General features: G+C 64.9%; 12 protein-coding genes. 4 read left to right on the top strand and 8 right to left on the bottom strand.

The genetic code is table 11. The features are described 5' to 3' along the window. Positions 1-99: 99 nt before the first annotated feature. Positions 100-1,065: an anthranilate 1,2-dioxygenase regulatory protein AndR gene (gene andR, locus J8I33_RS04935; RefSeq protein ID WP_209933642.1), complete on the top strand. Its 966-nt coding sequence runs from the start codon at positions 100-102 to the stop codon at positions 1,063-1,065. 146 nt (positions 1,066-1,211) lie between these two features. Here andR and J8I33_RS04930 read toward each other — a convergent pair whose 3' ends face one another. Beyond that, entirely contained in the window at positions 1,212-2,102 is an 891-nt protein-coding gene (locus tag J8I33_RS04930; protein ID WP_050017395.1) for a LysR family transcriptional regulator, read from the bottom strand. A gap of 91 nt (positions 2,103-2,193) precedes the next feature. On the opposite strand from J8I33_RS04930, the gene J8I33_RS04925 reads away from it, so the two are divergent. From J8I33_RS04925 to catC, 3 genes are read left to right on the top strand one after another with little or no spacing between them, the layout of a single operon-like run. Further along, a complete protein-coding gene (locus J8I33_RS04925; RefSeq protein ID WP_209933635.1) occupies positions 2,194-3,327 on the top strand; it encodes a muconate/chloromuconate family cycloisomerase in 1,134 nt (377 codons plus the stop codon). Between the two features lie 32 nt (positions 3,328-3,359). Next, a complete protein-coding gene (gene catA, locus J8I33_RS04920; RefSeq protein ID WP_209924727.1) occupies positions 3,360-4,262 on the top strand; it encodes a catechol 1,2-dioxygenase in 903 nt (300 codons plus the stop codon). Positions 4,263-4,305: 43 nt separating this feature from the next. Continuing rightward, on the top strand, positions 4,306-4,596 hold the full coding sequence (catC, locus tag J8I33_RS04915; protein ID WP_209924726.1) for a muconolactone Delta-isomerase: 291 nt from the start codon (positions 4,306-4,308) through the stop codon (positions 4,594-4,596). 88 nt (positions 4,597-4,684) lie between these two features. On the opposite strand, the gene J8I33_RS04910 is transcribed toward catC, so the two are convergent. Genes J8I33_RS04910 through J8I33_RS04880 form a run of 7 tightly spaced genes read right to left on the bottom strand, consistent with a single transcriptional unit; the run spans position 4,685 to position 15,489 of the window. Further along, entirely contained in the window at positions 4,685-5,449 is a 765-nt protein-coding gene (locus J8I33_RS04910; protein WP_209924725.1) for a hypothetical protein, read from the bottom strand. Then, positions 5,446-5,964 (bottom strand): type VI secretion system lipoprotein TssJ, encoded by a 519-nt coding sequence (gene tssJ, locus J8I33_RS04905; protein ID WP_209924724.1) that lies wholly within the window; start codon positions 5,962-5,964, stop codon positions 5,446-5,448. Before tssJ ends, J8I33_RS04910 begins: the two co-directional genes overlap by 4 nt. A gap of 13 nt (positions 5,965-5,977) precedes the next feature. Next, a complete protein-coding gene (gene tssG, locus J8I33_RS04900; protein ID WP_245171540.1) occupies positions 5,978-7,081 on the bottom strand; it encodes a type VI secretion system baseplate subunit TssG in 1,104 nt (367 codons plus the stop codon). 17 nt (positions 7,082-7,098) lie between these two features. Next, positions 7,099-8,913 (bottom strand): type VI secretion system baseplate subunit TssF, encoded by a 1,815-nt coding sequence (gene tssF, locus J8I33_RS04895; RefSeq protein ID WP_209933628.1) that lies wholly within the window; start codon positions 8,911-8,913, stop codon positions 7,099-7,101. A 9-nt stretch (positions 8,914-8,922) separates the two neighbouring features. Then, positions 8,923-10,506, bottom strand: coding sequence for a type VI secretion system protein TssA (gene tssA / locus J8I33_RS04890; RefSeq protein ID WP_209933620.1), 1,584 nt, complete (start codon positions 10,504-10,506; stop codon positions 8,923-8,925). 8 nt (positions 10,507-10,514) lie between these two features. Then, positions 10,515-14,255 (bottom strand): ImcF-related family protein, encoded by a 3,741-nt coding sequence (locus J8I33_RS04885; protein WP_209933610.1) that lies wholly within the window; start codon positions 14,253-14,255, stop codon positions 10,515-10,517. Between the two features lie 19 nt (positions 14,256-14,274). Then, positions 14,275-15,489 (bottom strand): hypothetical protein, encoded by a 1,215-nt coding sequence (locus J8I33_RS04880; protein WP_209933605.1) that lies wholly within the window; start codon positions 15,487-15,489, stop codon positions 14,275-14,277. Between the last annotated feature and the right edge of the window lie 2 nt (positions 15,490-15,491).

Raw genomic sequence — 15,491 nt, 5'->3', positions numbered from 1 at the left:
GGATTTCTGCGCTAGCATGACGGCACACGCGACCCGGCGCACGATCGCGACCCATTCATCGGATCGAAGCGCGCGTCGTCCATACCAAGGCTGAGGCCCATGTCCCCAACGTCGTTCGAGCCGCTCGCGCTGCGCGCGCACCGGCTGTTCGAATCCCGCGATCTCGACGAGACGCGCGAGCGGATCTCGCGCGTGATGCAGCCGCACGCGCTGCTGCCGAGCGGCCGCGTACGGGGCGCGTCGCACATGGATTTCGTCCGGCTGGGCGGGCTCGGGATCGGCACGATCGCGTTCGGCGACGCGATGCGCGTGCAGGTCGACGCCGTCGACGGCTATTACCTGCTGATGTTCTGCCTGTCCGGCCAGGCCGAAGTGCGCGCGATGGGGCGGCAGCTCGGCGTCGACGGGCAGACCGGCGTGCTGTGCGCGCCCGGCGAACGCTTCGACGCGGTGCTGTCGGCCGATTGCGAGCAGTTCGTGCTGCGCATCGACGCGGCGACCGTCGGCGCGCTGACCGGCGACCCGCGCACGACGCTCGACCCGGTGCTGCACGTCAGCGACGCCGCGCTCGCCGCGTGGCGCGAGCAGCTGATGCTCGTCGCGCGGTCGCCCGAGCTGCTCGAACGCGCGAACGCGAACCCGCGTGTCGCGTCGCAGCTCGAGCATCTGCTGATCGACCTGCTGATCGAAGGCCATCCGCCGTCCGTGCTGCAGGCGTCGCACCGCGACCCGGCGCCGGGCTTCGTGCGGCGCGCGCAGGAATTCGTCGATGCGCACTATGCGCAGCCGCTGCAGCTTGCCGATATCGTCCAGGCCGCCAACGTGCCCGAACGGACGCTGCGCGACGCGTTCCTGCAATTCCGCGGGATGAGCCCGATGCAATACCTGCGTGCGACGCGGCTCGCGCACGCGCGCGAACTGCTGCGCGGCGCGGCAGCCGACCGGCGGATCGCCGATATCGCGCTCGATTGCGGGTTTACCCATCTCGGGCGGTTCGCGATCGCATATCGGGAAAGGTTCGGCGAATCGCCGTCGGAGACGCTCGACGCGCAGCGTCAGGCGTGACGGTCGTCCCGCTGCGCTTGCGCACCACCCTCACCACGCGGCGGCTTACTCGCCGGCTTTGACCGTGCCGGAACGGCTCTCGTCGCACCGCCCTGTCGGAATTCGGCTGCGCGTCCGGGATCGACCGTTAGTTGCAGTTCATGACGTCACGCCGCCGGCACGATCATCTCCCGCGCGATCGCGCAGAACGCGGCCGTCGCCGCGCTTTCGCCATGCAGCCGGCGGCTCATGATGATCGGCGACGTCGCGCCCGGCTCCGGCAAGCGCCGATAGACGACGCCCTTCACGCGCACGCCCTCCACGCTCTCCGGTACCAGCGACACGCCCACCTGCGCGGCGACGAGCCCGAGCGCCGTCTGCAGCTCGCGCACCTCGTGCACGGCCGCCGGCACGACCGCGCCGTCGCGCAACGCCGACAACTGCTGATCGGCGAAGCTCGGCCGCGGCGTGCTCGGGTAGACGATCATCGTCTCGTTCGCGAGATCCGCGAGCGTCAGCGGCCGGGCCGGATCGGCGAGCCGGTGCCCGACCGGCAGCGCCGCGATCAGCTTTTCCTCGATCAGCGCCTCGCGCACCAGTTGGTCGTCGTCGAAGCGCAGGCGGCCGAACCCCACGTCGATCCGCCCGCCCTTCAGCGCGCCGAGCTGTTCGAGCGTGAACATTTCGATCAGCGACAGCTCGACGTCCGGCTGCGCCTCGCGAAACGCACGGATCACGTCCGGCAGCGCGCCGTACAGCGCCGACGGCACGAAGCCGATCACGATCCGCTCCGACGACTGCGCGAGCCGCCGTGTCAGCGGCCCCAGTTCGTCGGCCTGGTCGACCAGACGTTTCGCCTGCGCATAGAACACACGCCCGGCATCGGTCAGTTTCAGCGGCCGCGCGCCGCGCTCGAACAGCGGCAATCCGATCTCTTCCTCGATCGCCTGGAGCTGGCGGCTCAGCGGCGGCTGCGTCATGTGAAGGCGCTCCGCGGCCCGCGTGATGTTCATTTCCTCGGCGACGGCGATGAAGTAACGGAGCTGGCGCAATTCCATTTCATGCCTCGAAGGTATGGAAGTAGTCGGAAAGAGTGTTGGACGACGCGGGGCGGGAATTCCTACCATGTGCACCAACAGGAGGAATCGCATGATAGCAACTGCCGCCACCATCGAACGCATCGAGACGTTGCTCGTCGACGTGCCGACGATCCGGCCCCACAAATTGTCGGTCGCGACGATGAATTGCCAGACGCTCGTACTGATCCGAATTCGATGCACGGACGGTATCGAAGGCGTCGGCGAGGCGACGACCATCGGCGGCCTCGCGTACGGCGAGGAGAGCCCCGAAAGCATCAAGGTCAATATCGATACCTACTTCGTGCCGCTGCTGCAAGGCATGGACGCGACGCGTCCGGGCGCCGCGATGGCGCGGGCACGCAAGCTGTTCCAGGGCAACCGCTTCGCGAAGTGCGCGATCGAGACCGCGCTGTTCGACGCGCAGGCGCAGCGTCTCGGCGTGCCGCTGTCCGAACTGTTCGGCGGACGCCGGACCGACGCGGTCGATGTCGCATGGACGCTCGCGAGCGGCGACACGCAGCGCGACATCGCGGAAGCCGAAGCGATGCTCGATGCCCGCCGCCATCGCGCGTTCAAGCTGAAGATCGGCTCGAACGCCGTCGCCGACGACGTGGCGCACGTGGTCGCGATCAAGCGCGCGCTCGGCGAGCGCGGCGACGTGCGGGTCGACGTGAATCAGGCCTGGAGCGAGACCGATGCGATCTGGGCCTGCGCGCGGTTGGCGGAAGCCGGCGTGAGCCTCGTCGAGCAGCCGATCGCCGCGACCAACCGCGCGGGGCTCAAACGCCTCACGCGACTCGCACAGGTGCCGATCATGGCCGACGAGGCGCTGCACGGCCCCGTCGATGCATTCGCGCTCGCGCAGGATCGCGCGGCCGACGTGTTCGCGGTGAAGATCGCGCAATCGGGCGGCCTGCAGGGCGCGGCGAGCGTCGCGTCGATCGCGGCGGCGGCCGGCATCGACCTGTACGGCGGCACGATGCTCGAAGGCGCGGCCGGCACGATGGCGTCCGCGCAACTGTTCAGCACGTTCGACTCGCTGAAATGGGGCACCGAACTGTTCGGCCCGCTGCTGCTCACCGAGGAGATCCTCGTCGAGCCGCTGCGCTACCAGGATTTCAAGCTGCATCTGCCGGCGACGCCCGGCCTCGGCATCACCTTCGACTGGGCCCGCATCGAACGGATGCGACGCGACGCCCACTGATCCCCACACGACAACCGAAACCGGAGACACAGATGAACAAGCAAGCCATCGACGCCCTGCTGAAGACCTTCGACGACGCCGCCGAGAAGCCCGGCAACCCGCGCGTGCGCGCGATCGTCAACCGGATCGTGAAGGACCTCTGCTACACGATCGAGGACTTCGACGTGCAGCCGAGCGAATTCTGGACCGCGCTCAACTTCCTGAACGAAGCCGGCCGCGAATTCGGGCTGATCGCCGCGGGCCTCGGCCTCGAGCGCTTCCTCGACGTGCGGATGGACGAAGCCGAGGCGAAGGCCGGCATCCAGGGCGGCACGCCGCGTACGATCGAAGGGCCGCTGTATGTCGCCGGTGCGCCGGAATCGGTCGGCCACGCGCGTCTCGACGACGGCACCGATCCGGGCCAGACGCTGATCATGCGCGGCCGGGTGCTCGGCCAGGACGGCGCGCCGCTCGCGAACGCGCTGGTCGAGGTGTGGCATGCAAACCATCTGGGCAATTACTCGTACTTCGACGCGTCGCAGCCCGCGTTCAACCTGCGCCGCTCGATCCGCACCGATGCCGAAGGCCGCTACAGCTTCCGCAGCGTGCTGCCGGTCGGCTACAGCGTGCCGCCGGGCAGCAAGACCGAGCAGTTGCTCGACCAGCTCGGCCGCCACGGCCATCGTCCGGCGCACGTCCACTTCTTCGTTTCCGCGGACGGTTATCGTAAGCTGACGACGCAGATCAACATCGATGGCGATCCGCATCTGTGGGACGACTTCGCGTTCGCGACGCGCGACGGGCTGATCCCGCCGGTCAAGCAGGCTGAGGGCGCGGAAGGCAAGCCGTACGGCGTCGACGGGCAGTTCGCGCTGATCGACTTCGACTTCTCGCTGCTCAAGGACAAGCAGGACGTGCCGGGCAGCGAAGTCGAGCGGGCCCGCGCGCAGGCGTGAGCGCCCTTCCCGTTCGACGAATCGACAACGCAAGGAGTGCAGGATGCTGTTTCATGTGGAAATGACCGTTCGCCTGCCGGCGGACATGGATCCGGTCAAGGCGGCCACGCTGAAGGCGGAAGAGAAGGCGATGTGCCAGCGGCTGATGAACGAAGGGACGTGGCGTCATCTGTGGCGAATCGCCGGGCAGTATGCGAACGTCAGTATTTTCGACGTCGAGAGCGTGCAGCAACTGCATGACCTGCTGAGCCAGCTGCCGCTGTTCCCGTATATGGAGATGGAAGTGCGGGCGCTGTGCCGGCATCCTTCTTCGGTGCGGGAAGATGACCGGTGATCCCAGTGCAGCCCATGCCGCCGGTTGTCCGGCGCATGGGTCGGAGAACATGGCGTCGTGATGACGCCATGCACGCCAGCATCGACGACTATTCGATGCTCGGCAGCGACCGGGAAAACTCGAAGCCGTCGCCAATCTGCTCCAGTGTCCAGCGACGCTGCGTATGCAGCTTTACCCAGCGTGTACGTTCGCGGTCGTCGGACACATTTCCGATCGATATCTTGGCCTTGCCTGTCGAGTAGTTCACACTGAGGTTTCGTACGACGCCCGTATTGCGCATCGTCGAGAAGTTGTCATAGCCGATCAGCATGAAATTTCGGTCCTGCCACCGGAACGTATGGGTGGTGGATCCCATTTCCCAACTCCCAGCACTGGCAAAGCGACTCAGCGTGACCCGCAACGCGCCCCGGTCGACAATCACGTTCCCCTCTTCCAGAGCATCCGCGAGACAGGGAGATTCCCGGACCGGTATGAGCGTATCGTTTCGCAACGCGACAGCGTACCGGCCATCCGGCTGCGCAAAGGCAACGACAAGAATGCGCGGATTCGCGTCGAACGGGTTCTCGCACATGCCGTCATGCGATATCACGTTCGCAGGATCATTGTCACGTAAGACCAGCACAAGATCGTCGCGGCCATCGCCGTTCAGGTCGCCCTTCGTCTGAAATTCCAGCTTCCAGCCTTTGGGAACGAAGCCGTCCGGCTTTCCAGCGAGCGGCGCAATGGATGGAGACGGCACATCACGAGCCACCGCGTGAGCGGACACGATCACGCCAAGCAAAACTGCCAGCCTGAGTCGTTTAGACAGCGTGAATGGGTTGTTCCCGCTCCGAATGGGTTGCACGACTTTCATTTCGACCTATCCCCCGTCATTTGCAATCCATTCGACGTCAAGCCGAGACGTAGAGGCTTATCCGGATCAAGCTTCTTTTTCTCGATGACCCGCTTCCAGTCTGCCGCAGCTCCGGGGACGCGGTACAACGCGACGAACGCCACATACTCCGTCTCGCGTTGCATCGGTTGAGACAAGCTCGACGAGGCGCCGGGGTTCACAACAGCCGACATATCCGCTTGCAGATCCTGAGCCAGCACAGTCCGATCGTTCTTCAGCAGATCGTCATACGACGCCCCATCGAACGCCTTGCGATCCTTCAGTTGATAGACGCGTACGGCAACCGACGTGGGCCGTCCTACGTCGTCCGGATTCAATGCGGCACGCGCAGTCAGATCGACATCAAGCACCTTCACCTGCTTGAAAAACACTGCGCGGTAGGCATTCGACGACGCGTCCGATACCGACTGCCACGCACCACAGCCCGACAGAAGCAATACGGCGGCAGCCGTAGCCGCACTCATTCGATAGAACATGAAGACTCCGGAATCAGATCGTGCGCGGCACGAGATGCGGGTTGGGTTGCGGCGCGGGCAATGCCTCGTAGGCGCCCAGCGCAATATCGATCAGCCGTTCGTCGGCAGATGGCAACACCGTCGTCCAGCCGAGACGCGGCGCCGGGCCGGTACGCTCGATCCCGACGGACGGATGCGGAACGAACCGTGACGACACCTCCATCCGCAAGTACACATCGGCCTTGATGCCCACATATAGCTGGATGAATGCCATCACCTCTCGATGCAGCCATGCGCCCGGCAGCAGATCCTGAGCCTGCCGCGCATCGGCTGGCCGCAACGTCACGCGCACTGCCCGGCTGCGATACGCGAGACGCCAGCCGAGCACATAGCCGCCACCGAGCCCGTTGCGATTGCCGTCCGACAGCCCGCCCGCAGCCGGCTTCGTCGACGTCAACGGCTTCGGCCGACCGGTACTCGTCGTCACCGCCCAAAACTCGTCGACGCGAACCTCCGCCCCCGGCGCGGCGAGCGCCACCACGCCGGCCAGCCCTTCCGACGTGCGCGTCCGCTGAATCAACAGCCCCGACAACGCGAGCAGCCGCGAATCCGGCAGGCCCGCCCGCAAAGGCTTGTCGCCCCATCCGAACCCCAGCAGACACAACAGGCTCCGCGAATAATCGTCGACACCGCCGGCCCGAAAACGCTCCGGATACCGATACTTCTTCCATGCGCGATACAGCAACGTCGCGATTCGGTGATTGAACGGATCGAGAAAGGCCTCGACCGCCTCATGCCCCTCTTCGCGCAACGCGATCTCGTCGATCGTATGCGACGGCATCGCGGCATCGACGCCGTAAAGCCCCATGAAGGTAGTACGTACAGTCGGCGGCGCAGCGGGATGCTCATCGTCGAATTCGACCGCGGCCATCTCGCCTGCGGGAAAGCCCAACCGAGGGCGCGGCCGGAACCTCACCGGCTCGTGCTCCGGCGTGTCGCGTGTGCCGAATCCGGGACGTTCGGGCGCACATGCCTCCAAAAGACGACAGAACTGCATGAAAGTCATCTTCGGCGCCCGTTCGAACAGCCTGGCCGCCACGGCCGACAGGCTCTTCGATTCAGCAGCTTCGGCACTCATCCGGTCGATCGATGCACTCATAGCGGTGCCCGCCCCGCCTTGCTGCGCGGCCACTCCGTCCGCGACCGCGATGGCAGGCTGACGATCGCCAGCCTCGTGAACAGATTGATCTCCGCGTAGGCTCCGAAGAACCGGTGCAGCAACTCGCCGAACAGCATCACGTCGCCTTCGCCCGAGAACGCATGCGCATCGAGCGTGACCTCGATCAGCACGCCGCGCTCGACCGCCCCGCCCGACACCTCCTCGATCATTTCCTGCGACACATGCAGGATGCCGGCGAGCCGCCGCCGGTTCAGTTCGTCGTTCGTCCAGTCGTACAGCGCCAAAGCGCCGCGCAACACCTCCGCGTTCATCATCGACAGGAAGTTGGGCGCGAGATGCGACAGCACACGCCACTGGAAACGATCTTCGGTCGGCGGATGCAGTGGCAACGTCGGCGACACGAGATTGCGCACGCTCGCGACGTTCGGCGTGCTGGCCGCGAGCTCGTCGAGACTGGCTTCCCGCAGCCCCTTGCGCGGCAGCAGCCCGTTCGTGCCCGTTACGCGCAGCGACAGGCTTTCCTCCGGCAGCGTATCCATCGTTTCCCACGCATGCCCGCCGAGAATCACCCACATTTCGTGCAGCCCCGATACGCCGGAACGCACGCGTGTATGGAAATAGCGCTCCGGCGCCTCATGCCGCAGCATGCCGCCGCGATGCCGGAACGTCGTGAACGGCACGTATTCGTATCGCTCGGCCGTATCGTGATCGAACGTCGCGATCGCATCGACCGAATACGTTTCGACATGCTCGCCCTGATGACCGGCCGGCACGACGCGATACTCGGTTTCGTGATGGTCGATCTCGATCGGCTCGGCATCCAGTTCGAACAGGTTGATCACCGGTGAACAGAACAATCGCACGTTGTCCGCGCTGAATCGCTGATCCGACGGATAGGCTTCCTTCAGAACGATCTCCAGTTCACAGCGGGTCGATTTTTCAGGCAGCTTCGTGATGTCGAGTCCGCACAGATCGACGAACAGGAATTTCTCGCGAAACGTGAAGTATTCAAGCAGCAACTGATATCCGGAGAACGCCGCGTCGGCCTTGGGCCACAGCCGTTCCTCCGTCGAAAATCCCGCCGGCTCGATCGTGACGCCCGGCAGCGGCACGGATTCGCCATCGCGTATTTCCGGAACGCGCCAGTGAATCGCGTCGACCTGACGCGTCAGCGCAAGATGCATCGCGAATGCGGTCGGCAAATCGGCGTTCAAATGCAACCGCAGCCGCGACAGATCCGTCTCCTTGCGCAGCGCCGACGCTTGCAACGCGAAGCCGAAGCGGATCACCGATCGCCCGTCGTGTCGCACGGCCGGCGCGGCATGCGTGAGCGACACCGGCTGCAGCGCGACATCCTGCGTGGTCCGGTACAGACATCGCACGGTCGGCGGCGCCGCGCCCTCCGCGCGGCCCGCGGCCGGCACGTTGATCGGCGCGGAACGCACCGGCACGCCGGCCGGCACGACTACCGTTTTCTGCAGTTTCTCCGCGAACGGCGTCAGCTCGACGATCGACAGCGAAGGAATCATCCGCAGATAGTGCGGCCACAACAAACTGACGAGCCCTTCGGTCAGTTCGGGCAGTTCGTCGTCGAGTTTTTGCTGGAGCCGGCCCGTCAGAAACGCAAAACCTTCGAACAGGCGTTCGACATACGGATCGCGATCGCCGACGCGGTCGAGATTGAGCAGGCGCGCACGGTCGGGATGCGCCTTCGCGAATTCCTTGCCGGATTCGCGCAAATAGCGCATTTCCGCTTCGTAGTAGCGCAGGATGGGATCGTTGTTGTCCATGGGAATCCGTTACGAAAGGGTCAACGCGCGGGCGGGATCGAGTACCGTGAGTTCCGCCTGCAGCTCGCCGATGCGGCGTGCGAACGCCTGCTTGTCGGCGTCCTTGCGGCTGCTCATCGCTTTCAGTGCTTTGACCAGTTGCTGCTTGACCTCGAACGTCAGCGCCGGCTCCCAGCGCATCAACGGCAGCGAACGGGACATTCCGTCGAGTTCTGCAAGGAGTGCGAGCGCCGCATCGTGACGGCCGGCATGGTCGGCCAGGCGGGCCATCACGAGCCGCTGCAAATAGCGATGTCGATCGGTTTTCATGCCGGGCAGCGCTTCGAGCCACGCAAAGGCCGTTTCGATGCCGTCACGGGCAGCGAGCTCGCGAGCCTGGGTTTCGATCTCCGGCCAGTCGCCCGCCGCGTCGCTCGCGCTATCCGCGGAAACTGGCAGCGGCGCAACCGTCTCGCCGGCCTCCAGATCACGTACGACCGCATGCCGGGCAATCCATTCGAGTGTGGTGTCGTCGGCGAACGGTGTGCCGTCGCTGAATGCCAGCCGTTCGATGCCGGGCAGTCGTTCGAGAAACAGCGCGAAGTCGGTGCGCAGCAATTCACGCCATGCGCTGTACGGTGTGCCGACGTGGTCGAGCCCGACGTGCTGGAAATACTGCAGGTCGAACCACAGGTGATTCACGCCTTCCATGAACGCACCCTCGACACGCTCCAGCAACTCGTGCCAGTGCTTTTGCAGAACGAGGCGTTTCATCTGCTGTCGCAACTCGGCGCGTGGCGCCACCAGACGCGTATGCGACGCGGCATCCGACGGCGGCACGTCGTGCACGGTGTCCCAGCGAATGCTTCGCACGAGCCGCACCGACGGCAAATAGCCGTTTTCCTGATCCCTGAGCCACGCCGACATCGCCCGCGCCTGATCGAGCAGATCGCGAGCTGACACGATCAGTCCGGCTGAAGTCTTTCCCGTGGCCGTCACAGGCGGCATCGTGACGCCGGCATCGACACCGCGTGCCGGCCCTTCCTTTTTCTCGAAGCGGGAAACGAGTGACTGCAGGTTCGGGCGAGCCGCCTCGGGCCACGCCGCCGTATGCGTGACGAGCACATCGAGCGCGGCCAACGCGCGTTCGAGATCGACCGGCGCAAAGTCGCCACGACTATCCAGCGTCTCGATCACGCGCGCAGTCGCGAGCATTTCGAGCGCTGCCTTCTTCGCTTCGTGACGGGCAGGCAAAAGAGCTTCGCCAAACCGGTCGACAAGCGCGGCAGCCAGTTCGAGCCCGTCGGCGAATCCGGCCGGGCCGTCCTGCCGCAGGCGTGCGAACGCGTAGTAGCCGGCGACGCGCAAATCCTTGCCGGTCTCCTTGAGCAGGTGTTCGCACACGCGGACGATCATGCCGTCATCGATACCCGACAGCTTGCCGGCTTCATCCTTCAGTTCGAAGAACGCGTCTTCGTAGCCGGGGTCGCGCCCGCATGCGTGCTCGCCCGGTATCGGCGCGACCCATGCGGCCCAGGTATCCGTCCGTGCCCGCTGGAGCGAATCGATACGGGGACCGCCGACGAGTGTCCTCACAAAATTGGCAAGCGTCATGGCAGACCTCAAAAAACGAATGCGTCGCCGAGCAGCCTGAGGGCATGCCCGAACGGACCGGAGGGGGAATCGGCAAGTCCCGACGTGGTCGCCAATGGCGAAATCGCAGCCTTCGGCGCGGCCGTCTGTTTCGCCGCCCCAGGTTCAGCGGTTCGCGTTTTCGCCTGAGCAAGTTCGTGCGTGGCGCGTTGACCGGATGCCTGCGCTGTCGTCGCCGGCATGACCTCGTCCGGAAAGGCGCGCCCGCCCGGAAGCCCCGGCGGCAACGGCACAGCCGCATGCTTCGCGGCCGCGATCGCCGATGCAGGCAATGGCGGCGGGCTGATCGCCGAAACCCGCGGCCCCGTGTTCTGCGATCCCGTCACGAAGACGCGTGTCGGCAACGTGAAATTCCGCAACTGGAGAACATCGAGCGGACCGCCGCCGGCCTCGCTGCGCAATTGCACCTTGAGCGGAATGCCCTGGCTCGTGTCGGGCGTCCAGGTCAGCAGATAGCGGGCGTTGTCCTGCTGGGTGATCTTCGCGCGTTCCAGCAATCGAACGAGGCCGAACCGCCCCTGCGAATCGAGCGCGGTACGCAAGCCGCCCTGTTCCGTTTGCCATTCGATATGCGACAGGTTCTCGAGCGACTGCCCCGGCCATTCGAACGGCGTCCATTCCTGCTTCTGGTTGAAGTAATGCAGTTCGCGGCCGGACAGCACGAATCTCATGTCGGTGACACCCGGCGTCGGCTCGGCCCGCAGTTCGTAACGCACGCGTGCGTCACCGGACGGGAACAGGACCGTCGACGTGCGCGTGAGCTTGTTCAACCCGTTGAGAAACGCCGGATCGATCGTCAACGCGCCGGAATCACTTCCCTGCGAAGCGACCCATCGGTCGCCCTGCCGTTCGACGACACCGGCCAGTTGCGACGTCACGAACTGCGCGATCACGCCGCTGTCCGGACGCATGAAGCGCGCCATCTCGGGCAGCGACGCGTCGTTGTCGGAATCCGCGAACGGATAGCGGCCGCCGAAGCTCTTGTTCCAGTCGGCCACGATCGCGGTGCGCCACATCTCGTTCAGACTCGATGCTGCCGGCTGCACGATGACCTGCCACGACTGATCGAACGGCGCGCGGAACAATGCGCCGAATCCGGACCACTGCTCACCGAGGCTCGCGGCGACACGGCTCGCGTAATCGCGGCTGTCGGCGATATCGGAAGTCTTGCCTTGCAGCACGGCTTGCGCGGCCAGACGTGCGATCGCGTCCGGATCCGGGCTGGAAACGATCTGCGATGTCTTCAGGCGCATCGCCGTGACCCGCTCCAGATAGCGGGCCAGGCTCAGGTCGCCGGTCGCTGCCATTTGCGTGGTGGCCACCTTGCCGTTCGTCGGCATTCCCGACGCGAGGTCGCTGCCGGTCAGGCGCAGGATCGGGCCGAACGCGGCCGCCAGCGGTGCGAGTTGCGGCTTGGCCTGCTTGGACGGATCCTTCTCGTCCGCGCCGACCAGTTGCTGTGCCTTGCTGATCAGCGTGTCGGACAGCGATTGGGCGTTGGCGCCCGTTCCCGCCTGATACACGATCGCATTCATCAACGCGACGAGCGGCGAGCGTTGGGGATCGCCCAGTAGCGTGAGTTGGTCGGCCGTGGCTGATAGCGTTGGTGCGGGTTGCCAACGCAGACTGTTGAGGAATAGCGCCCATGCCCGCGCGTAATCGTCGAAATAGCGCTGACGCAGTTCGACTTTCAGCGTTGAAGACGCCTGCTTGCCGGCTTTCGCGTCGGAAAGCACCCAATCGCCCGCCACGCTGTGCTGCCCGCTTGCGTCATCGATCGCCTTGGAGATGCGGTCATCCCACGCCGCGCGCGTAAAGACACCCGGAATCGTAGCTGCCGTATTGAACACGCCTCGACCGCTCGTATCGCCCAACAGCGTAGCGAGGGACACCGGTGGATATTTCGGCGTCGCGTCGTCGAGGATTTGTTGATAAACCGCGTCCGACGAACTCTGGATACCCCGTACACCGACGATCGTCTGGCGCGTCGACGCAACGAGCCCGAGATCAGGAGCAATTGCCAGCGGCCTTTCCTGGGTCAAGTGGTTTGCGAAGAATGCGATCGTACGCCGACGAAGGTCTTCCCAGGCGCCCGCTGAAAATGACGAGTCGGTCGGGCGCGCGGGTACGGCCGTTGCCACCAGCTGAGGCGCCAGGAAGGTCGCCACCGCGCGTTCAGGCCTCGCAAGCATCATGTACGCCCTGAGCGTATCGTAGGCGGCCTGTACCTGTGCATCTCCACCACTGGCGATTTCCGCGTCCGACAGCGATGCGAGCTGATGCAGGCGGCGTTCAAGTCTTTCCCGGATCGGCGTAACGAGGATGCGACTCGCGGCCTGCGCGTAGCTCGGCCAAAGCGCATCAAGCAGCGCGGCGTCGCGATTCAGACCGAAACGTGTCCTCAACGGTGCGCCATCGCGTTGACGGAATTCGAGAGTATCGATCTGCTTGCCGAAGCCATCCAGCGAAATCATGGCCTGGGTGCGGTCCTGCACGCTCGCCAATTTCGCGACTGTATCCGCGGCAGTCTGAATCACGACACGATTCGAAAAGCCCGACACCATCGTGCCGATGATCCACGAGCCGATCAGAATGCCGGTCAGCCATGCAGCCGCCGCCGAAAACGACAGGCCCACACGACGTCCGCGAATATTGCGGCTGTGCGCCGCGACCGTCTGCCAGACAGATCGATACCGCGGCTCCGGCGGGAATTGCTCGTCGCCCGGCTCGCCCGGAGCCGACGGTACCCGTTCCTGCTCCGTGAAGAGTGGTGCGAACAGCAGGCCATGAACCGCATGCCGCCAGACACTCGATTGGGTCGTTTGCAGCACCAGTTCCGACAGTGCACTGCGCACATGCGCAAGATGCTGCGAAAGCTCAGCCGGATACCGGTCCCGAACGTTCTCGTTGAGCGCCACGACGCCCGCGTCCGCGAGGTTGTGCGACAGCATCCTCAAGCGCCCGTCGATTTCAGCCGCGTTGATCCGCGCATTTGACCATGTCAAGCCGATGGTCCCGTCCGGTGCAGACGACTCGCTACCGAAATCGGTGACGTTGGCCAGATACACCGGCGCGGCCCAGCGCAGCGCCCGCGCCTGGCGCGCCAGTCGTTGAGAAAGCTCGTCGGCGTCGAACGGTCTGCGGGACGACGCACGGTTGCGCGTCAATGCAACGACGGCGTCGACGGGCCGAGATCTGCGCATGCGCCGGATCTGGTCGAGCCATCCGGTATCGAGCGCGTTGCCGGCTTGCCGGGCATAAATCAGAATCGTGTCGCCACAAACCACATACCCGGCATCCGCGAGCCCCGGAGCCAATCGATTGACGATCGGCTCGTCCCCTGTCACGAGCACCCAGTGATTACGATAGCGCCACCGCCATCCGTGTCGGGAGCGCAACGTTTCTCGAAGGCCCCGGGCGCGATACGAACCGAGATCCACCTGCGCTTCGGCACGCGTGCCGATCCGGGCGGACGGATCGCGATCGTACTGGCTCGCCGATCGAGCGGAAGCATGCCGTGCAGCCCATCGCCATGCGCCAACCAATAGAGGGTGGAACGCCAGAACAGCCAGACCGGCCATGATGACGACCCCGACGCGAAACGCCGGCGACGGATGAAGGTCGGCCCCCATGAAGTACGCCAGCAGCGCTACAACCGCGGTGACCGCCGGTACTAGAACCCAATACCCCAGGATCGTGCGAATGAACATGCAATAGGTACCGTTGCTTTTATGCGCGTGGTGTACGAGCGACCGCGAATCGCAGCGACCCTTCGTGCCATGCCATGAGTTGAGGGGCGCCGGTTTGCGCCGCGTGCTCGATTCCGAGCGCGATACTTAGCCAACCCGCGCAGACGCCGGGATGGCCGATTGCCAGATCGACGTCGTGGACGCCTGACAGTCCGGCAGTTTGCGAAACACCCAGCTTCGTATCCGAGGCGGCCTGAAGCAATGCGCGCTTGTCCTGCCCGGCCATGCCAGCCTGCCAGAGATCGCTGATTTCGGCCGCGGTCGCATCACCCCACAGCAGTACCCTGGACAGTGCCGTATCCAGCCCAGGCCCACCGGCGTCCACCGGTCGATGAAGCAGCGCCCGCGTCGTCAAACCATGCCGCTCGGCGAGCGGCGCCCACGCAAGCAGCACACCGACGGCCGCTTCGGCACTCGACTGCGGAGGGTGGTCGTACAGTTGCGCGGAAACGAACAATGTGGCCCGTTCAAGGGCGGGACCGCCCCGAATGTCCAGCCACTCATCGAGCGCCATCACGCCCTGATCGACTGAAAGCTGTTTCGTCTTTGCCGATCGAAGGTTTTTTGCGCTCCAGCACGACTCCCATGTCTTGAGGGGATCGTCCTGATCAACATCAGCTGGCGCGAGCAAACGGATATCGAGCGGGACCTTGGCTGGGACAGTCATCACGGCATCGGAAATTTGCTCCAGCAATGCGTTGAAACACGCCCGGTAGCGCGCGGGCATTTCCTTGTCCTCGTTCAGTCTCAGTGCGGTGTGACGAATCGCGTCAATGCCCGCACCCGATGTCTGCGCACTCAACGCATGCTCACCCCTCGCCAGCTTGACCGCGGCGCCCGTGCTGCCCAATGCGGTCAAATACGTGTAGCCCAGGACGGCGAGCGGTTCACGCGCGAACTGCAGCGCCTTCTCCCGATCTTCAGCACGCACGCCGCGTTCGGCCTGAAGTCGCTGCATCTGCTCATCGTAGTAGTGCCGGCGCAGGCCGAACATCACGCACCACGTCAACGCAGGAAAAGCAAGCAGGCGCACCCAGAACCATGCGGTATCGGTCGCTTCGTCTTTGGACCGTGTCAACAGTGCCACCGACACGCCGGCGACCATGACGACGACGAACAGCACCGTCCACACGATTGCACGCGGCGGCCTCGGCGCGGCGCCGGGCAGGTCGAGCTGAGGAAGTTCTACCGGCATGA

The sequence above is a fragment of the Burkholderia sp. AcTa6-5 genome, assembly GCF_017815075.1.
Lineage (GTDB): Bacteria > Pseudomonadota > Gammaproteobacteria > Burkholderiales > Burkholderiaceae > Burkholderia > Burkholderia sola.
Note: the sequence above shows the minus strand (reverse complement) of the source record. Positions and strands in the feature narration are given on the sequence as shown.